Annotated in this window: 17 protein-coding genes; 12 read left to right on the top strand and 5 right to left on the bottom strand. The window is 71.0% G+C overall.

Translation table 11 applies throughout. The annotated features are described in order from the left end of the window. Window positions 1-250: 250 nt before the first annotated feature. Window positions 251-2,293: a Kae1-like domain-containing protein gene (locus tag HNR73_RS30855; RefSeq protein WP_184791208.1), complete on the bottom strand. Its 2,043-nt coding sequence runs from the start codon at window positions 2,291-2,293 to the stop codon at window positions 251-253. A 133-nt stretch (window positions 2,294-2,426) separates the two neighbouring features. Between HNR73_RS30855 and HNR73_RS30850 the strand changes: the two genes are divergently transcribed. Together HNR73_RS30850 and HNR73_RS30845 are read left to right on the top strand one after the other, a co-directional pair. Beyond that, window positions 2,427-3,305: a universal stress protein gene (locus tag HNR73_RS30850; RefSeq protein WP_184791207.1), complete on the top strand. Its 879-nt coding sequence runs from the start codon at window positions 2,427-2,429 to the stop codon at window positions 3,303-3,305. Between the two features lie 170 nt (window positions 3,306-3,475). Then, complete coding sequence (locus HNR73_RS30845) at window positions 3,476-3,934, top strand: carboxymuconolactone decarboxylase family protein (RefSeq protein WP_239121944.1); 459 nt, start codon at window positions 3,476-3,478, stop codon at window positions 3,932-3,934. A gap of 176 nt (window positions 3,935-4,110) precedes the next feature. On the opposite strand, the gene HNR73_RS30840 is transcribed toward HNR73_RS30845, so the two are convergent. Next, window positions 4,111-4,689 carry a TIGR03086 family metal-binding protein gene (locus HNR73_RS30840; protein ID WP_184791206.1) on the bottom strand — a complete coding sequence of 193 codons (579 nt, stop codon included), beginning with the start codon at window positions 4,687-4,689 and terminating at the stop codon, window positions 4,111-4,113. Window positions 4,690-4,753: 64 nt separating this feature from the next. On the opposite strand from HNR73_RS30840, the gene HNR73_RS30835 reads away from it, so the two are divergent. The 3 genes from HNR73_RS30835 (at window position 4,754) to HNR73_RS30825 (ending at window position 7,594) form a co-directional block, all read left to right on the top strand. Next, complete coding sequence (locus HNR73_RS30835) at window positions 4,754-5,566, top strand: helix-turn-helix domain-containing protein (protein WP_184791205.1); 813 nt, start codon at window positions 4,754-4,756, stop codon at window positions 5,564-5,566. Between the two features lie 92 nt (window positions 5,567-5,658). Then, window positions 5,659-6,822 carry a serine hydrolase domain-containing protein gene (locus tag HNR73_RS30830; RefSeq protein WP_184791204.1) on the top strand — a complete coding sequence of 388 codons (1,164 nt, stop codon included), beginning with the start codon at window positions 5,659-5,661 and terminating at the stop codon, window positions 6,820-6,822. Between the two features lie 502 nt (window positions 6,823-7,324). Beyond that, window positions 7,325-7,594 carry a hypothetical protein gene (locus HNR73_RS30825; protein WP_184791203.1) on the top strand — a complete coding sequence of 90 codons (270 nt, stop codon included), beginning with the start codon at window positions 7,325-7,327 and terminating at the stop codon, window positions 7,592-7,594. A gap of 1,121 nt (window positions 7,595-8,715) precedes the next feature. Here HNR73_RS30825 and HNR73_RS30820 read toward each other — a convergent pair. Together HNR73_RS30820 and HNR73_RS30815 are read right to left on the bottom strand one after the other, a co-directional pair. Continuing rightward, entirely contained in the window at window positions 8,716-9,345 is a 630-nt protein-coding gene (locus tag HNR73_RS30820; protein ID WP_184791202.1) for a TetR/AcrR family transcriptional regulator, read from the bottom strand. A 44-nt stretch (window positions 9,346-9,389) separates the two neighbouring features. Next, a complete protein-coding gene (locus HNR73_RS30815) occupies window positions 9,390-9,815 on the bottom strand; it encodes a nuclear transport factor 2 family protein (RefSeq protein WP_184791201.1) in 426 nt (141 codons plus the stop codon). Between the two features lie 146 nt (window positions 9,816-9,961). Here HNR73_RS30815 and HNR73_RS30810 point away from each other — a divergent pair, with 146 nt between their 5' ends. From HNR73_RS30810 to HNR73_RS30780, 7 genes are all read left to right on the top strand, one after another. After that, window positions 9,962-12,100 carry an MMPL family transporter gene (locus HNR73_RS30810; protein WP_184791200.1) on the top strand — a complete coding sequence of 713 codons (2,139 nt, stop codon included), beginning with the start codon at window positions 9,962-9,964 and terminating at the stop codon, window positions 12,098-12,100. A 91-nt stretch (window positions 12,101-12,191) separates the two neighbouring features. Next, a complete protein-coding gene (locus HNR73_RS30805; protein ID WP_184791199.1) occupies window positions 12,192-12,803 on the top strand; it encodes a TetR/AcrR family transcriptional regulator in 612 nt (203 codons plus the stop codon). Window positions 12,804-12,822: 19 nt separating this feature from the next. Next, complete coding sequence (locus HNR73_RS30800) at window positions 12,823-14,154, top strand: acetyl-CoA carboxylase biotin carboxylase subunit (RefSeq protein ID WP_184791198.1); 1,332 nt, start codon at window positions 12,823-12,825, stop codon at window positions 14,152-14,154. After that, window positions 14,151-15,062, top strand: a complete 912-nt coding sequence (locus tag HNR73_RS30795; RefSeq protein ID WP_184791197.1) for a hydroxymethylglutaryl-CoA lyase — start codon at window positions 14,151-14,153, stop codon at window positions 15,060-15,062. Before HNR73_RS30800 ends, HNR73_RS30795 begins: the two co-directional genes overlap by 4 nt. Window positions 15,063-15,199: 137 nt before the next feature. After that, the gene (locus tag HNR73_RS30790; protein ID WP_184791196.1) at window positions 15,200-16,420 is read left to right on the top strand and encodes a hypothetical protein; all 1,221 of its coding nucleotides are present in this window, start codon (window positions 15,200-15,202) and stop codon (window positions 16,418-16,420) included. A gap of 278 nt (window positions 16,421-16,698) precedes the next feature. Next, window positions 16,699-17,571: a chaplin family protein gene (locus HNR73_RS30785; RefSeq protein WP_184791195.1), complete on the top strand. Its 873-nt coding sequence runs from the start codon at window positions 16,699-16,701 to the stop codon at window positions 17,569-17,571. Between the two features lie 126 nt (window positions 17,572-17,697). Beyond that, complete coding sequence (locus HNR73_RS30780; RefSeq protein WP_184791194.1) at window positions 17,698-18,735, top strand: chaplin family protein; 1,038 nt, start codon at window positions 17,698-17,700, stop codon at window positions 18,733-18,735. A gap of 68 nt (window positions 18,736-18,803) precedes the next feature. Here HNR73_RS30780 and HNR73_RS30775 read toward each other — a convergent pair whose 3' ends face one another. Beyond that, window positions 18,804-19,553 carry an SDR family NAD(P)-dependent oxidoreductase gene (locus HNR73_RS30775; RefSeq protein WP_184791193.1) on the bottom strand — a complete coding sequence of 250 codons (750 nt, stop codon included), beginning with the start codon at window positions 19,551-19,553 and terminating at the stop codon, window positions 18,804-18,806. Window positions 19,554-19,565: the final 12 nt, after the last annotated feature.

Genomic DNA, 19,565 nt, shown 5'->3' with positions numbered 1-19,565 from the left:
GGTCAGGTGCGGCGGCGAGGTATCTGCGGAGCCGAGCTACACGTACGCGTGGTCACCGGTGCAAACCGCGAGTTCCCCGGGGTTCTGGCGGCCGATGGTCCCGCCACGGTGGTGGTCAGCCCGCATCACCGGAAGGCATCGGCCGGTCGACGACACTCCCAGCGTCGACCGGCCATCATCGTGTTCACGGGTACTTCCCCGTACCGCGACGGACCGCCCCGGCAACGGGGCGGTCCGTTTTCGGGTCGGGTCAGCGTCTTTCGCGCCGGTCGCGGGCGTCGGCCACGGCATCGCGTCCGTAGTCGACGGTGTCCTGACCGGGCGCGGTCGCGCTGTTGAGAAAGGCCCCGAAACCCTGTTCCGTCAAGGCGTCCAGCATGCGCAGGGCGAGCCTGCGGTGGCCGAAGACGCTGCCGCCGAGGCAGACGGCCTGGATCATGGTGCGGCGGGCGACATCGGCGATCATGGCGAGGGTGACCTCGATGAGCGTCGACTCGAAGGCCGCGGCGATTCGCCCGACGGGAACCCTTTCGGCGAGCGCGGTGAGCGCGCCGGTGATGGTCGGCGCGGGATCGTAGACCCACAGCCCGTCGCGGCGGACGAGTCGCCAGGGCAGCGCGGGGGCGTCGCCGTCGTCGGGGCCGACGGTCCCGGCGAGCAGTCGCGATCCCTCGCCGCGGTAGGAGTTGACGTCGTGGACGCCGAGGACGGCGGCCATGGCCTCGCAGAGCATCCCGGCGCTGGAGGCGCGTGAGGATCCGTCGACGCTGCGACGGACCTCGGCGATGAGCGAGGGTTCGAAGCGGGCGAGGAGGGGAGCGGTGAGCTCGGGGTCGATGGCCTGTCCGCCAAGGCTTTCCAGGCCGAAGAGGTAGCCGAGGGCGAGGCGCGCGGGGTGGTCGAGGGCGGCCTCGCCGCCGGGGAGGGGCGCGTGGGCGAAGCGGCCGACGCGCATGAAGTCGGTGTAACCGGCGAGCAGAACCTCGCCGCCCCAGTAGGTTCCGTCACCGCCGGGTCCGAGGGCGTCGTAGGCGACGCCGAGGAAGGGGCCGGGGACGTCGTGTTCGGCGGCCGTGGCGACGACCTGTGCGTGGTGGCGCTGGACGGGCTCGGTTCCGGTGGGGCGCTGGCCGTTGACGCGCGGGCGGTGGCCGCGTCCGGCGCGCTGGAGGCGCGTGACGCCGCCGGGGTCGGCGCGCACCACGGCGTCGTCGACGGCCATGGCGATGCGCTGGTCGTGGGCGAGGATTCCGTCGGCGACGAGTCCGAGGACGCTGGCCGCCTCGTCGTCGTCGGTGATGGGGCGGGGCCCGGTGATGAAGGCCAGCGGCCGGTCGAGGGCGGCGGCGATCAGGTGCAGCAGCGGCGTGTGGGGGAGCTGGACGCCGACTTCTCCCACACCGGGCGCGATCACGTCGCCGACGGCACTGTGGACGGTCGAGACGAGCACGATCGGCGCGTCGGTGCCCTGCAGGAGCGCGCGTTCGCCGTCGGTGATGCCGATGAGCGCGTCGGCGGTGTCGACGTCGGGCATGAGCAGCGCGGGCGGCCGTGGGTCGAAGTCGCGCAGGCGGGCCAGCGCGCCGATGTCGGCGGCGTCGGCGAAGAGGCGGTAGCCGCCGACCGACTTGACCGCGACCACGCCGCCGTCGTCGAGGGCGGCGACCGCACCGTCGAGTGCCGGCGCGGCTTTCTCCACAGTGGACGCACGCGCCGTCCAGGTCAGCCGCGGCCCGCATTTGGGGCAGCCGACGGGTTCGGCGTGGTAGCGGCGCCCCGAAGGGTCGGCGTGCTCGGCGGCACAGCCGGAGCAGAGCCGGAAGCTTTCCATGGTCGTGTTGCGCCGGTCCCAGTCCACGCCGGTGAGGATGCTGGCGCGCGGGCCGCAGTCGGCGCAGTTGGTGAAGGGGTAACCGAAGCGGCGGTCGTAGGGGTCCCACAGGTCGGCGAGGCAGGCCTCGCAGACCGCGCGGTCGTCGCTGACCTCGCGGCGCCCGCCGTGGTCGAGGCCGATGGTGAACCCTTGGGGGAGTTCGCCGTCGACGAGGCGGCTGCGGATGCTGACCGGCGTGGCCGGCGACTGCCGCGACAGCCGGAACAGGAATTCCTCGACCGCCGAGCGCGTGCCCGAAGCGCGGATCAGCACATTGCCGTCCACATTGGACACGTCGCCGTCGACGCGGCACGCCCGCGCGAGGCGATAGACATACGGATGGAAACCAACTCCCTGTGGCACACCGCTGATCTCGATGTCCGCACGAAGGCGGTGTGCCCCGGCACCTGAGCCGACCATGATCACTCCTCGCCAGACGCTCCCAAGTCCTAGAGTGGATCGCCGGAACACTGATGACTTAGGGCCGTCCCTACCCTTCGCTCGGGACCTTCGGCACCATCGAAGTCCACATAGGACGAGAAAACTCGGCTTCATGGTCAAGGCAGACGAAAGGGCCCGGATCGTCGTCGGCATCGACGACGCTCCCGAGAGCCTCACCGCCCTTCAGTGGGCGGCCAAGGAGGCGGACGCGTCCAAGCGCCCGATGCTGCTCATCCATGTGTACGTCCCATCGTCCCCCACCTCGAAGCAGCAGGGACGGGCGTACCGAACCACCACCGAGGAACGGCGCCACACCGAAGAACGGGCCTGGCAGCTCGTCGAACAGGCGGCCCAGCTGGCGCACAAGCAGTCGGCCGAACTGTCGATCGAGACCGAGGCCGTCGAAGGCGACCCCTACCGCATCCTCTCCGACCGGGCCGGGAACTCGTCGATGCTCGTCGTCGGCAGCCACGGCCGCGGTCTCCTCGGCCGCATGCTCCTGGGCTCGGTGAGCACCGCGCTCACCGCGCGGCCCTCCTCCCCGGTCGTGCTGGTCCGTACCGGCACGCGCGAACCGGCGCCCGACGCGCCGATCGTCGTGGGCCTCGACGGCTCACCCGCGTCCCGCGCCGCGTTGCTCTTCGCCGGCCGATACGCCACCGCGCAACAGATCCCGGTGTCGGTGATCTCGTGCTGGCGGCGCTCCGACGAGCACGGCATGGGCACGCCCGCCGAGCAGGAGCACCGGCTCGGCCTGTGGCTGGCCGAGGAACTCAAGCCCTTCCAGCGGGAGTTCCCGCGCGTGCGGCTCACCAGCTCACTGCAGGAGACCCGCCCGGCGGAGTCCCTTGTGGACTCGTCGTCGCAGGCGAGGCTGACCGTCGTCGGCACCCGAGGCCCCGAGCGCGCCCCGGAGGGCGTCAGCGGGTCGGTGGCGCAGGCGCTACTGCACCACTCCTGGTCGCCGGTGGCCATGGTCCCGGCACCCTGATTCGAAGTTCGGCGACCCCCGCGCCCACAGGGCGCGGGGGTTGTTCGTGGCCGGCGGGGGGCAGGTAAGGCACGCACCCCCAAACGCCCGTGACACATGTCATTCTGACCTGCGGAACGCCCGCGCGTTCCGGGGCGTTGTCACCTGTACACGACTGAAGGAGGCCGGAGATGACCGAGCCGAGGATCCGGATGCCACGGGCCGCGGGCGCGGCCTACCAGGCCCTGGAGGAGGTCGAGCAGACCCTCCGCAAGATCGACACCCTCGACCACAAACTCCGCGAGCTGGTCAAGATCCGCGCCTCCCAGATCAACCAGTGCTCGGTGTGCCTCGACGTGCACATCCGCGAGATCCTGTCGATCGGCGAAGAGCCCGAGCGCATCTTCCAGCTCGACGTCTGGCGCGAGTCGCCCTACTTCACCGAGCCGGAGCGCGCGGCTCTCGGCCTCACCGAGGCCGTCACCCGCCTCGGCGAGGACGGCGTGTCCGACGCGGTGTGGGAAGAGGCGGAGAAGCACTTCGACACCGAGCAGCTCGGCAACCTCGTCATGACGATCTCGCTGATCAACGCCTTCAACCGGATCAGCGTCACCGCGAAGACGCGACCGCGCATCCGCAAGTACTTCTGACCGCGCCCGGCGCGGCGGGGCTCGGCCCCGCCGCGCGTCGGCCGCTCGATGGCACGGAGAAAGGCGCGGGTCCCGCTTCCCGAGTGCGGGACCCGCGATGCGCGGCAAGCACGCGTAGGGGAACATATCGGACTTGCTCGGTATAGATGATCATGACTGCGGCGTGTCGCGCCGAGTCACTCGATCGGGCGACGGTTCCAGCCTGGATCGCGGCCCGCCGCGCCGAGGAGACGCGCGAAGTCGGAGGCGCCCTCCGGGACCTCGAAGGGCTCGCCGAACACGCCCCGCTCGCGCGCGGTCGGCCCCATCGTCTCGACGAGCGCGAACAGCTCGTCCAGCACTCCCTCGGCGGGCGTGAAGTCCTGACCGGTCGCGCGCGACAGGTCCCAGGCGTGCAGCGTCAGGTCGAGCAGCGCCATCCGCGCCACGACCACCTGCGGCAGGCCCATCCCCGCCGACACGCCTTCCAGGGCGTCCGGCGCCGACCACGCCGCCACGAGCCGCTCGGTCTCGGCGCCGAACTCGGCGCGCCAGTCGCCGGTGAGGCGGTCGGGCGTCGAGGAGAAGTCCGCGCTCGCGCGAGTGGCGAGCGCCTGGAAGTTCGTGACCACCTGGAACAGGTGGTTGAGCAGCTGTTTCACGTCGTACTCGGCGCAGGGCGTCGGGTCGCCGAAGTGCCCCTCGGTGACGCCGTCGACGACGGGCCGCGCGGCCGCGGCGGCCGACTTGAGATGTGCGCTGATCTCTTCGCTCATACGTTCCAGGCTAGGTCGGCGGGGTCGGAGCGCTTTGAAAAAACGCGACATAGGCTGGGCCGTAATGGCTGGTCCGCGCAAAGACACCCGAGGCATCGTCGATCCCGGCGAGCTGATGGCGCGTGTCCGCTTCCGCCGTTTCGAGGCGGCCCGGGCGCTGCGGCCGTACGTCGAGAACTATTGGTTCATCGACTGGGACCTCGACGAGCCCTACGAGTCGCGCGTGGTTCCGCACCCGTCGGTGAACGTCGTGTTCCAGCGCATGGAGGGGCGCGGCGACTTCTGCGTGGTGTCCGGGATCGGCATGGACCTGTTCGCCATCAAGCTCGAAGGCGTCGGCCGGGTGTGCGGGGCGAAGTTCCGGGCGGGCCTGTTCCGGGCCTTCCACGGCGGGCACCAGGCGGAACTGACCGACCGCGAGGTGCCGCTCGGCGAGGTCTTCCCCGGCACGTCGGAGGCCGTCGCGCGGGTCCTCGGGCCCGACGACGAGCGCGACCGTGTCGCCGCCTTCGACGCGTTCCTGCTGGGCCTGGCGCCGGCGTCGGTCGACCCGGTCGCCGTGCGCGTCGGTGAACTGGTCGACCGGGTGCGACTCGACCGCGGGTTGCGCCGGGTCGACGAGGTCGCGGCCGTCGCGGGCACGTCGGTGCGGGGACTGCAACGGCTGTTCGCGGAGTACCTCGGTGTGAGCCCGAAGTGGGCGATCATGCGTTACCGCGTGCACGAGGCCGTGGAACTCGCCGGGCCGGGCACCGACTGGGCACGGCTCGCCGCCGAGCTCGGGTACAGCGACCAGGCGCACCTCGTGCGGGACTTCCGGGCGACGCTGGGGGTCTCCCCGGCCGCGTTCGTCCGCGCGTCTACGACCCGGGGCTGAGCCGAAACCGGCCCACCTCCGACCCTGGTATCAGAACACAAGTCCGATCCTGGTCCGATGCGCGAACCGTCCATTTTCGACACCATCGGACCATGACCAAGATCCTGTTGACCACCCTCACCGCGATGGCCGCGTTGGCCGGCACCGTCGCCGCCCCACCGCCCGCCGGTGCCTCCGCCGGCTACACGCGCGCCGAGTTCCGCGCCGACCTCGACCACCTCAACGAACTCGGCGTGATCGGCGTCCAGGGCCGCGTCGTGCTCGCCGACGGGACGGTGTGGACCGCGACGAGCGGTGTGGCCGACGTGCGCACCGAGCGGCCCGTGCCGGCGAACGGGCACTTCCGGATCGCCAGCAACACCAAGACCTTCGTGGCGACGGTCGTGCTCCAGCTGGTCGCCGAGGGCCGCCTCGGGCTCGACGACACCGTTGAGCGGCACCTACCCGGGGTGGTCGCGGGCAACGGCAATGACGGATCGGCGATCACCGTCCGCGACCTCCTCCAGCACACCAGCGGCCTGTACGACTACTCCGTCGACGTCCCGGGCAGCGGTATCGAGGAAGGCGACGACGGTTTCCGTCGGCATCGTTTCGACCACTACGAGCCCGCCGAGCTGGTCGCCATGGCCGTCGCGCACCCGCCGCACTTCCCGCCGGGCACGGACTTCCGCTACAGCAACACCGGCTACGTCCTCGCCGGGATGATCATCGAGCGGACGACCGGCCGCTCCTGGGCCGAGGAGGTCGACAGACGGATCGTCGAGCCGCTGCGGCTGCGGCACACCACCGTGCCGGGTGACGACCCGTTCATGCCGGCGCCCTACGCCCGCGCCTACCAGCAGTGGGACCTCGGCACCCCGCCGACCGACACGAGCTTCTACAACCCGACCCGCAGCGACGCCGCCGGAGCCATGGTCAGCACGACCGCCGACCTCGGGCGCTTCTTCCGGGCACTCTTCGCCGGTGAACTGCTGCCCCCCGGGCAACTGGAGGAGATGAAGACGACCGTCGAAGCCGACGGCGGCATCGCCGCGGGCTACGGGCTCGGCGTGTACGAGAACCGGCTCACCTGCGGCGGCACCTACTGGGACCACGGCGGCAACACCATCGGCGTGATCAGCCGCGGCGGCGTCACCGAGGACGGGACGAAGAGCGTGTCGCTGGTGTTCACCGGCGCGCACGGGGACTCGATGGAGGACATCGCGGCGATGCGGGAGTACAGCGAGCGGATCATCGACCGCGTGTTCTGCGGGTAGGGCTGGGAGGGGCGGGTAGGGGCGGCGGCGGGGGTGGGGGTGACGGCGTCTCGCCTGGCACCTGGCGCCTGGCGAGACGCCGGGCGCCAGGCGTCCGCCGTGCCGCCGTGCCGCCGTGCCGCCGTGCCGCCGTGCCGCCGTGCCGCCGTGCCGCCGTGCCGCCGTGCCGCCGTGCCGCCTATGGCTTGCGGCCAGCGCCCTCAGCGCCTTGCCGCCCGCCGCTCCCTGCCTGCTGCTCACGGTTTGCTGCTCACCGCCTCGTGGCCTTGCCACCGTGCCGCCTGCGGCTTGCGGGCCTGCCCCCGAGGCTCATTGGCCACGGCTTCGTGACCATGCCGCCGCAACGCCTATGGCTTGCGGGCCTGCGCCCCCGAGGCTCGCCGCCCGCTGGCCCGCTCGCCAGCCCGCCGCCCGCCGCTTCGCGCTACCGCCTTGTGACCTTGCCGCTCCACCGCGCATGGCTCGCGGCCCTGCGACCTCGTGGCCCGCTGGCCATGGCTTCGTGACCTTGCCGCCGCAACGCCTATGGCTTGCGGGCCTGTGGCCTCGTGGCCCCGGCGTCGGCAGCTGGCAACCGCGCTCACTCTTCGCCATCCTCTCGGTGGCGGTGGCGGTGGCGGTGGCGGTGGCGGTGGCGGTGGCGGTGGCGGTGGCGGTGGCGGTGGCGGTGGCGGTGGCGGTGGCGGTGGCGGTGGCGGTCCTGCTCAACACTGACAACGAGGTTCACTTCGGCGCGAGCGCTCCACCCGCTGGCCCCACCTGCTGGCTCTAGATCGCCCGGAGACCTCGCCACCGCGCCGATGGTGAGCCACATTCCGGTGTTCCGGCGGGCTTCCACGACACGACGCGCGAGTCGGCGACTCGCGCGTGACGCCAAAGCCGAGGTACCTCGCACGCCCTACGCGGGTCCCGGCCGAATCGCCCGGACGCCTGGATGCCATGTCCCAGCAGCACGGCCCTGACGACGACGTCGCGCTTCAACCGCCGACTCGCGCTGTCGGCGGGGTCGATCCGGCCCGGGCGCCCCGCGTGTCAGTTCCAGCCGGATCGCCCGGACACCCCGCCGTGGCGACGCCCGCGTCCAGTGGTCCTATGCCGAGCCCTCGGGTGCGATGCCCCGGCCATGTCGCCGACGAGCCGCCGTCGAGGTACAGACGCGGTGCGGTGCTGCGAGAACGTCTCGCATGCGGGACCCCGGCCGGATCGCCCGGACACTCCGCTCCAGCGCCGCCGTCTCCAACGCGACGGACCCGGCCCTTCGTCGCACAACCGCGCGCGTGAAGCGCTCGGACGAGCACACGTCGGCGTGCACGACCGCGGAGTCCCACCCGCGGTTGGGGGCGACCTCACCTCGCTGCCTGCAAGAGTGGACGCCACGTCAGGTGCGGCACCACCATGCCGCCGAAGCCGCACCCGAAGCCGAAGCTGAAGCCGAAGCCTGCCGCCGCACCCGAAGCCGAAGCTGAAGCTGAAGCTGAAGCCGAAGCTGAAGCCGAAGCCGCACCCGAAGCCGAAGCCTGCCGCCGCACCCGAAGCCGAAGCCGCACCCGAAGCCTGCCGCCGCACCCGAAGCCTGCCGCCGCACCCGAAGCGAGCCGCGGCAACCGAAGCCGAACCCTGCCGCCGCACCCGAAGCGAGCCGCGGCAACCGAGCCCGCGCATCGCCGAGGCCGTTCGGCCGCGTGTCAGGCCGCCGTCATCGTCGTTCCACTTCCGGCCATGCGTTCGCGCCCGGCGTGGTCGCACGTTCCGCCGTTCCGCCGATCCGCATCACACTCCGGCGTGAGGCGCGTCCTCCGCAGGAGCGGTACGCCACCACCCCAAGCGATTCCCGGCGACAGCACCCAGCAGCAGCACCCGGCGACAGCCCCCACCCCTCAAACCGCACCCCCCTCAAACCGCCCCTTCCCCCACCAGCGGCCCCAAGTACCCTCCCACCGCCCGCTTCAGCTCGGCCACCAGTGCGGGCCGTTCCGCCGGTCCCGCCGCGAGCACCATCCGCAGCAGGGCCGCGAAGATCCCCACCGCCACTTCCGCCCCTCGCCTCCGCTTGTCCGGTGCGAGCTCCGGCGCACGAACCCCGAAGATCGCGTCGATCCGCGTCAGCATCACCGCGTGCAGCGGCTTCTTGGCCTCGGACACCTGGCTCGGCACGCCCGGATCGGCGAGCAGGGCCTGGAATCCGGGATGGGCGAGGTTGAAGGCGACGATCGGGTCGACGATCCGGTCGAGCATGTCGCTCAGTGGCAGTTTCGCCACCTCGTCGGCGAAGGCCTCGCCGTGGGCGGCTTCGAGGAGCCTGATGTAGCGCTTGGCCAGCGCCCGGGCGATGTCGTCCTTGTTGGCGAAGAACTGGTACAGCGACCCCGGCGAGATGCCGGCCGTCGCCGCGATCGCGTTCGTGCTCGTGGAGGCGAAGCCGACCTCGCCGAAGCACTCGGCGGCGGCGTCCAGGATCTGGGCGATCCGCAGCTCGCCGCGGGCCTGCCGCTTGCGGTTGTCCTGGCGCCGTTCCCGGTTCATCGTGCTCCCGTCCAGCCTTCGCCGTGCCCGGATCGTAGCCGTCCTCAGCTCACGCCGTGGGCCTCGGCGACCGCGAGGGAGTCCTCGTAGACGTGATACCGGCTGATCTTGCCGTCGGTCACGGTCATGTGGACGGCGACCATCGCCGCGAAGGACTTCCCGGTCGCGCGGGAGGTCTGCCGGGTCACACCGAGGACGACGGCGTCGTCGCCGTCGACGAGGATCCGGTCGAGTTCGAAGCCCGCCTTGTCGCGGATGTGGTGGGCGGCGATGACGCGGAAGTTGTCGGCGGCGTCAGCGGGCGTCGACCGCGCGCGGATCCACGGTGTGGCCGGGTGCTCGCGCTCGGGCCAGTTCACCTTCCAGTCGACGGTCTCGGCGAAGTGCCCGCCGACGGCGTCGAAGTCCTCGGCGCCGAGGTCGGTGAGGAACGCGGTCAGGACCGCGCGGGTGTCGTTGATCTTGTCCATGGCGCCAAACCTAACCCCGCTTCCCTGCCATCCTCCGTCAGCGGACGTGCGGTCTCAGCGTCGTCTCAGTCACCCTCGCCAAAAATACGAGCGATCACTCGCATTTTCCTCATGCGAGTCCAAGCTCGCATTCTATCGGGAGTGACATGTCCGCCGAAAGTCCCGCCGCGCAACGCAAGCGCCCCCGGGCGGTGCTCATCGCCACCCTCCTGGTCCTGCTCGCCTCGGCCGTCTACGGCGCCGGCGCCCTCAACGTCTTCACCCTCTCCCGCTTCGAGTCGCCCGGCGCCGAAGCGGGCCTGGCCGCCGACGCCCTGCTCGCCGAATTCGGCACCGGCGCGGCCAACGTCGTCCTGTTCGTCACCGCCACCGACTCCGATGTGGACAGTGTGGCCTCCGCCGCGGCCGGCACCGCCCTCACCGCCGAACTGGCCGCCCACCCCGGCGTCGCCGAAGCGCGCTCCTACTGGACCGACGGCTCGCCGACCCTCCGCGGCGACGACGGCACCACCGCCCTCGTCCTCGCCCACGTCCCCGGCGACGCCACCGAGGTCCGCGCCGGGATCCTCCCCGGCCTCACCGAGGCCTTCGACCGCGACGGCCCCGCACTGACCGTCGCCGTCGGAGGAGCCGACCAGCTCTTCCGCGAAGCCGCCGAGCTCGCCCGCGGCGACTTCCTGCTCGCCGAGGCGATCGTCCTCCCGGGCCTGCTGCTCCTCCTGCTCCTGCTCTACCGCCGGACGGTCGCGGCCCTGCTCACCATCGGTATCGGTCTGCTCTCCGTACTGTCCACATTGGCCCTGCTGCGGATCGTCGCGAACTTCGCCGAGGTCTCCACCTTCGCGGCGAACCTGACCCTCGTCATGGGCATTGGCCTCGCCGTCGACTACTGCCTGTTCGTCATCACCCGCTTCCGTGAGGAGACCGCCGCCGGAAAGTCCATTGAGGACGCCGTCTCCGCCGCCCGCGCGAAGGCCGGCCGGACGGTCCTGTTCAGCGCGGGAACCGTCGCCGTCAGCCTCTCGGTCCTGCTGCTCTTCCCCTTCCCCTTCCTCCAGTCCTTCGCCTACGCCGGGATCTTCGTCCCCGTCACCGCCGCACTCGGCGCCGTCGTCGTCCTGCCGGCCGCGCTGCGACTGTGGGGACACCGGGTCACGCGCACGCCCAAGAGGTCCACTGAGGACGGACGCTGGCACCGCCTCGTCACCGCCGTCATGCGCCGGCCGGTGCTCACCGGCGGGCTCGCCCTGGTCGTCGTGCTCCTGCTCGCCTCACCCTTCCTCGGTGTGCGCTTCGGCCTGCCCGATGAGCGCGCGCTGCCCGCCGACGCGCCCGCCCGCGTCGTCACCGAGCAGATGAACGCCGCCTACCCCGCCGAGGAGACCGACGCCCTCCAGATCGTCACCACGACCGCCGGGCCGGGCGCCGACGTCGCCGCCTACGCCATCGCCCTCTCCACCGTCGACGGCGTCGCACAGGTCGACTCCGCCGCCGGGCGCTTCGTCGCCGGGAACCGTGTCGCCGACGGCGATCCCGCACGCGCGAAGGGTGCAGCGACCTGGCTGTCGGTCGTCCCGACCGCCGAACGCCTCGACCGCGACGGCACCGGCCTGGTCGCCGAGGTTCGCGCGGTCGCCGCGCCCTTCGCGGTCCTCGTCGGCGGTTACCCGGCCGAACTCACCGACTTCCGCGACGCCATGCTCGACCGGCTTCCCCTGGTGCTGCTGCTGATCCTCATCGCGACCTTCCTCATCCTCTTCCTGATGACCGGCAGCGTCCTCATCCCCGTGAAGGCGACGGTGCTGAACCTGCTGTCCCTGTCGGTCATGTTCGGCGCGCTCGTCTGGGTCTTCCAGGACGGCAACCTCGCCGAGGCCATCGGCTTCACACCGCAGGGTTCCTTCGAACCGTCCATCCCGATCCTGATGTTCTGCGTCGCCTACGGCCTATCGATGGACTACGAGGTCTTCCTCCTGTCCCGCATCAAGGAGGAGTGGGACCGCACCGGCGACAACACCGCCGCCGTCGCCCGCGGCATCCAGCGCAGCGCGCCCCTGGTCACCATGGCCGCGGCGATCCTCGCGCTGACCTTCGCCGTCTACGCCACCGGCGACGTCGTCTTCCTGCAGATGCTCGGCGTCGGCATGGCCCTGGCCGTTCTCGTCGACGCCACCCTCATCCGGGGCGTGCTCATGCCGGCCGCGATGCGCCTGACGGGCCGCGCGAACTGGTGGGCACCCGGCCCGCTGCGCCGCCTGCACGCACGCGTAGGCCTGCGCGACTGAGCGTGACGTGCGCCGCCTTTCCCGGCGGCGCACGTCCCACTAGGTGAACGACCGTTCAGTCCGCAATCCGGACAGGGCTAATCTCGTCCGAATGAGCAGCACTCCCACCGACACCGGAGCCGCCCCCGTGCGGACCCGGCGCGACGAGATCCTGGAAGTCGCCGTCCGCATGTTCGCCACCCGCGGCTACCACGGCGTCTCCATGGACGACATCGGCCGCGCCGTCGACGTCACCGGCCCCGCCCTCTACCACCACTTCAAGGGCAAGGAGGCCATGCTCGTGGCCGCCCTGCGCCCGGTCAGCCAGCGCCTGCTCAACGGGGGCCGCAAGCGCGTCGAGGCCAACCCCGACGACCCGCGCGCGGCCCTGCACGCGCTGGTCGAGTTCCACGTCGAGTTCGCCCTGTCGAATCCGGCCGTCATCGCCCTCCACGTGCACGAACTCGACCGGCTTCCCGACGAGTCGCGCCGCGAGATCCGCATGCTTCAGCGCCAGTACGTCGAGGAGTGGGTGACCGTCCTGGTCGCGCTGCGCTCCGAGCTGAGCCAGGAACAGGCGCGTGTGCTGGCTCACGCGGCCTTCGGCCTGATGAACTCCACGCCCTACTTCACCCAGCGTGGCGCCGGGGACCACTCCGGCCGCGCCGACATCGCACGCCTGCTCCGCGAGGCGACCCTGGGAGCACTGGCGGGGACGACCTAACGACCGTTAAGGTGGGGGCGTGTTCGAGTCGCTGCTCATCGCCAACCGGGGCGAGATCGCCCGCCGGATCATCAAGACCGCCAACAAGCTCGGAATCCGCACCGTCGCGGTCCACTCCGAGGCCGACGCGGACTTGCCCTACGTCAAGGAGGCCGACGAGTCCGTCCACATCGGACCGGCGGATCCGGCCCTCTCGTATCGCAACGTCGACGCGATCCTGACCGCGGCCGAGCAGACCGGTGCGGCCGCGATCCACCCCGGTTACGGCTTCGGCTCGGAGAACCCCGACTTCGCGCGCGCGGTCACCGCGGCCGGGCTCATCTGGGTCGGTCCCGGTCCGGACGCCATCGCCGCGATGGGCGACAAGATCAACGCGCGCAACATCATGGCCGCCGCCGGCGTCCCCGTCGCGCCCGGCACGGGTGAACCCGTCGCCGACGCCGAGGCCGCCACGGCCCGCGCCGCCGAGATCGGTTACCCCGTCATGGTCAAGGCCGCCGCGGGCGGCGGCGGCATGGGCATGGCCGTCGCCGACGACGCCGAGGCCCTGCCGAAGGTTCTCGCCCAGATCCAGGGCGTCGCCGAACGCCTCTTCGGTTCCGGCGACGTGCTCATCGAGCGCTTCTACCCGCGCGTGCGCCACATCGAGGTGCAGATCCTCGGCCTCGCCGACGGCCGCGTCCTCACCCTCGGTGAGCGCGAGTGCTCGGTGCAGCGGCGTAACCAGAAGCTGGTCGAGGAGACGCCGAGCCCGGCGCTGGATCCGGAGCTGCGGGCGCGTTTCCTCGACGCGGCCCGCCGCGCCGGCGAGGCGGTGTCGTACCAGAACGCGGGCACCGTGGAGTTCCTGCTGGACGCCGACACCCGTGACTTCTTCTTCCTGGAGATGAACACGCGCCTGCAGGTGGAGCACCCGATCACCGAGACCGTGTACGGCGTCGACCTGGTGGCCGCGCAGCTGAAGGTCGCGGCGGGCGAGGATCCGAAGATCAACGATCCGGCGCCGGCCGGGCACGCGATCGAGTTCCGGGTCAACGCCGAGGATCCCAAGCGTTTCCTGCCCGGGCCGGGCGTGATCACGGAGTGGACCGAGCCGCAGGGCAGGGGTGTGCGCGTCGACTCCGGTTACGCGCGGGGCAATACGGTGCCGCGCTTCTACGACTCGCTGATGGCGAAGCTGATCGTCAGCGGTCCCGACCGCGCGACCGCGATCGAGCGGGCGCGCGCGGCCCTGTCGGAGTTCGCGATCGCGGGCCCGAAGCAGAACCTGCCGTTCTTCCTGGAACTGCTCGACAACGAGGAGTTCACCGGCGGGACCTACGACACCGGCATCGTCGGGAGGATGCGATGAACTTCTCCGCACTGCCCAGTGAGGTCTCGTTGCGCGAGGTCGGGCCGCGCGACGGCCTGCAGAACGAGGACCCGGTCTCCACCGACGACAAGGTGCGCCTGCTGGACGCGTTGTCGCAGACCGGTGTCGGGCGCATCGAGGCCGTGAGTTTCGTGCACCCGCGCGCGATCCCGCAGATGGCCGACGCCGCCGAGGTGTGGGCACGGGCGAAGAAGAACCCCGACGTGCGCTATTCGGCGCTGGTGCCCAACACCAAGGGCGCGCATCGCGCGCTGGAGGCGGGTTTCACCGAGGTCGAGGTCGTCGTGTCGGCGTCGAACACGCACAACCAGAAGAACGTCAACCGCTCCACCGAGGAGTCCCTCGACGACATCACCGGGCTGATCTCCCTGCTGCACAAGGAGAACGCCTCGGCCGAGGTGATCATCTCGACGAGCTTCGGCTGCCCCTACGAGGGCGACGTCGATCCCGCGCGCGTGGCCGCGATCGTCGACCGGGTGGTCGCCGACGGAGCCGACCGCGTCTCCTTCGGTGACACCACCGGCATGGGCACGCCCCGCCGCGTCGCCGAGCTGCTCGACCGGGTCCGGAGCGTGCACGCCGACGTACCTCTCCTTCTGCACTTCCACAACACGCGCGGTACCGCCCTGGCCAACATCCTCACGGCGCTCGACTACGGCGTCACCGAGTTCGACGCCAGCGTCGGCGGCCTCGGCGGGTGCCCCTACGCGCCGGGCGCGACGGGGAACGTCGCCAGTGAGGAAGTCGTGCACATGCTCGAAGACATGGGAATAGCGACGGGCGTCAATCTCCACGCATTGCTCGAAGCCGCGAAACTGGCTCAGGACATTGTCGGACGGGAACTGCCCAGCGGCGTGCTCCGTGCGGGCCCGCGACTCCCCGAATAGCGTGAGGACAATTTTTCCAAGAAATTGTCGCGGCGGGGCGTGACCTATCCGCGACCCCTTCGTTGATTACACTGAGTGCCGATGGATTAACCTCCATCGGACCCAGCCCGTAGACCACGAAGGGAACCATTGTGGCGGTGACCAGCCGAAGGGGTCGCGACGTTCGTCGCGCCACCGGGCTGCTCCGTCGGTTCCCCGCGCGCGGCATGCTGCGCGGTCTGGTGGTCGCGGGCCTGGCGGGTGCGGCCTGGTGCCTCGGTGCCGCGTCCGCCCACGCCGCCGTTCTGGACGACTCGTCCGCTTACGACCTCGCACCAATGACGACATCCTCGCTCGGCGAGGCCGCAAAGTCGGTGCAGGCCGCAAATCCGACCCAGTCGAACCAGCTGGACCAGTACGCCTCGCCGCTCTTGGATGTCGCGCCTGTCGAAGGTGCCTCCGGGACGGGTGCGGGGTCGTCGCCGAGTTCAGTCCGCAACGGCGGAAGCGAGCACGGAGGGACGCGAGTCCCTACGGACACCGTCGCTCGTGGCACGGAAGAGAAAGGGAAGTCCTCCCGAGACACCCGGTCGATCGACCGGACCAGCCCCACCAGCACCGAAGGCGCCGTCCAGACGAGTGACGCGCCGCTCGAGCTCGTGGGGGACACGGTGGAGCCGTTCGGGCTACGCCGTGTCGTCGCCGCACCGGCCGCGCCACTGGACCCGTATCTGGGTCTGGTGCGACCGGTCAGCGAGCCATTGGCGAGTGTCGCCCGCCCGGTCGTCGACCCTCTCGCAGAGACGGTCAACTCCGGTGGCATGGGCGCCGTCACACAGCCAGTGGCCGGTGTGCTTCATGAGGTGACGGCGCCAGTCGCCATGGTCGTCAGCCCCATGAGCGCGTCACTCGCGCAGGTCGCACCGATCGTCCCGGCACTACCCGGGAACGCTTTGGGGACCTTCGTGTCGCGGCTCGATGGCACGCTCATCGGTCCGGATTCAGGCGCGGCGAACAGGCCACGTGTCACCCCTGCGCAGGCTCTTCTCCACGCGGCCGGGTACTCCGCCGAGTACCGGCCCGGAGTGGAACGCAGTATCTCGTCTCACGACGCGGCGGTCATCTCGAGCAGCGTCACGGGGCACGCCGCCCCGTTCGCTCCTCTCCCGTCGCAGTACCCGATGGGCCCTGACCTGGGGCACATCACCGGTGGTGCACTTTCCGGCGGTGCCGGAGTCACCCTGCACGACGGTGGCTCGGCCACCGCGCATCAGAACCTCACGGCCGGCGACCCGCGGGTGTCTCGCGTCGCGCCGGCCACGGCCAACGCCGGTCTGCCTTCTGAGCGGATCAGCGACCCGGTCGTCTCTCCCGATTAGTCCTGACCCGCCGGGAAGCGCGGGTCGACAATCTGCCACGCAAGGTTCGCCAAGAGCGCGACCGCGTCGTCTCCCATTGCGGAATGCCAAAGCCACCCGTGCTTGTATGCGCACGCTCGGCTTCGCCAACAAAAGGCAGCAGCAGGCTTAGTCGGAAATACCAGTCGCCATTGGAACTCGCCGTTATCAATGCGCGCTGCAAGTCGCCAGAAAGGCTCGTTCACGCCAGGAACGGGCAGGTCCAGAACAATTCCGTTATAGGAAGGCACGTAGTTCTCATGAAGAAGAGTCTCGCTCGCAAGGTCGTCCGCACCGGGATCCTCGCCGCCGGTTTCCTCCTGCTGACGGGTGGCGCCGCTTCGGCCGCCGACCTCGGCACCACCGGTAACTACGGCGCGGGCAACGGCAACCAGGCCGTCGCCGCCGCGCAGGCGCCGATCACCATCTGCGGCAACGCCGCCGCCGCCGGGGGCACCTCGTCCGCGTGGTGCGACGGGGACACCTCCGCCGACATCACCGCCGACGCCCTCAACAACCTGTGGACCTCGGACAACTACGGCCTGCTGAACGGCAACCAGGCCGCGGCGACCGTCCAGGCCCCGATCACCGGCTGCGGCAACGCCGCCAGCCTGCTGGGCGCCAGCACCGCCGGCTGCTCCGGCCGCGCGGACGCCAACCTCGGCAAGCGCACCGTGACCGAGTCGGCTCCCGTCGAGGCGGGTCGCACCTACGACCTGATCACCTACGGCAACTACGGCGCGGGCAACGGCAACCAGGTCGCCGGCATCGTCCAGGCCCCGATCTCGGTCTGCGGCAACGCCGCGGCCGTGGGCGGCACCGCCGACGCGGGCTGCGACGGATCGGTGCACGCGGTCTCCAAGCCCTCGCTGACGCCGAACATGTACACCAGCGACAACTTCGGTCTGCTGAACGGCAACCAGGTCGGCGCGGGCGTCCAGGCGCCCATCACCGCGTGCGGCAACTCGGTGGCCGTGCTCGGCGCGACCGCCGCCGGCTGCAAGGGCAACGCGTCGGCGCAGTCCGGCTCGGACCACGACCCGGCCGCCACCAAGGCCAGCACCTCGGCTCCCGCGACGCGCACCGCCGCCTCCGGCGCCGGGCTCGACTCGCTGACCGGCCTGCTCGGCTAGTCCAGCACCCCAACCACGCAACGGGGTCGGACGAACCGAAGTGAAACCCGATCGGGTGGAGGCGAGAGCTCCGTCTCCACCCGATACACCACTTCGCAATACGCCGAATGAAAGGACGTGGCGTCCATGAACAAGAAGACATGGGCCCGCACGGTCACCCGGGCCGGCGCGCTCGCGGCCGGACTGCTCCTGTTCCTCGGGAGCGGCGCCCAGGCCGCCGAGCTGGTCACGAGTGAGAACAGCACGGGCGTCGACGGCGGACAGGTCCTCCTGCCGCTGCAGGCGCCGCTGGATCTCTGCGGAGATCACCTCAACGTCGGTGGCGAGGCCACCGCCGAATGCTCTCCCGACGGCGGAGCGCGGGCCCTGATCGGGCCCGGCGGCATCGCCGACATGCACTCGAACGACAACGCGGGGATCGTCAACGGACTGCAGATCCAGGCGCCCGCACAGGTTCCGGTGAACGCCTGCGGCATCGCCGCGACGGCCTTCGGAACCGCGCACGCCGCCTGCGCCGGCTCGGCCGACGCCGTCCTCGGCACCGGCGCCGAGACCGTGACGCCCACAATGGACACTCGCGACAACGAGGGCATCCTCAACGGGACCCAGTTGCTCGCCCCGATTCAGGTACCGGTGAACGTCTGCGGCATCGCCGTCTCCGGCCTCGGCAACGCCCACGCGAGCTGCGCGGGTTCGGCCACGGCCACGAGGGGCGCGACCGTCGGAATGAGCACCGGCGACAACCACGGTGTCGGCAACGGCGACCAGTTCGCCGTACCGGTACAGGTGCCGGTCAACGTCTGCGGCAACGCCGTCGCCGCACTGGGCGACGCCAGCGCCGACTGCGAAGGAGACGGCGACTTCCACACCATGGGCACGGCGCCCCGCGCCAATGCCCTGCCACAGGTCGCGCCCGCCGCGAACCTGCCTCTGCTCGGTGGATCCGGCGAGAAGTCGGCCGCGGGATCCGTGCACCAGTCGGCCGCTTCGTCTGAGCGGGCCGACGTCCTCCCCAGCCTGGTCTCCGAAGGGAATCACCTCCTCGGCGAAGGCGACGAACTGCTCGTCCCGCTCCAGGGTCCGTCGAATGTCGAGGGCCTCGTGATCGGACTGGGCAGCACGGCCGGCGCCGCCAGCCTCGGCGGCGCCACGGCCGTGAGTTAGACCAACATCCGCACCACCACCACCGGATCCCGGCGCCCGCGAGGGCGCCGGGATCGTGGGGTCCCCCGTCACCCCACCGGAATCGCCCCCACCAACCCGCCGTCGACGATCAGGTCCTGCCCGTTCACGTAGGCCGCGTCGGCGCTCGCCAGGAACGCCACCGTCCCCGCGATCTCCTCGCTCGTCCCGAGTCGGCCCGAGACGGTCTCGGCGGCGGCCGCCGCGCGCGTCTCGTCGTCCATGGCCTCGGCGGCCATGCGGGTGGCGATGTAGCCGGGGCTGATCGAGTTGACGCGGATCCCGCGCGGACCGAGGTCGGCCGACAGCGTCCGCGCCAGGTTGTGCACGGCCGCCTTCGTCGCCGAGTACACCGTCGCGATCGACATGCCCCGGTTGATCGTCCACGACGAGTTCAGGACGATCGAGCTCCCGGTGCCCATGAGCGCCACGGCCTTCTGCACGGTGAAGAAGAGCCCTTTGAAGTTCACGCCGACGACCTCGTCGAAGAACTCCGGCGTGACCTCGGCGAAGTTCGCGAAGCCGCCGACACCGGCGTTGGCGAACAGCACGTCGATCCGGCCGTGCTCCTCGGTGATCACCGACATGAGCCGGTCGATGTCGTCGAGGTCGGACGTGTCGGCGACGACGGCGGTCACCCGCTCGGCGCCCAGCTCGGCGACCGCCTTGTCGAGCCCCGCCCGGGACCGTCCGGTGATGACGACCGACGCGCCCTCGTCGAGGAAGCGCCGGGCCGTGGCCAGCCCCATGCCGCTCGTGCCGCCGGTGATGAGTGCGATCTTGCCCGCGAATCGGTTCATGCGGCCAAGCCT

The sequence above is a fragment of the Phytomonospora endophytica genome (genome assembly GCF_014202425.1).
GTDB lineage: Bacteria > Actinomycetota > Actinomycetes > Mycobacteriales > Micromonosporaceae > Phytomonospora > Phytomonospora endophytica.
The sequence above is the reverse complement of the archived record's forward strand: the minus strand, read 5'-3'. Positions and strand labels throughout refer to the sequence as shown.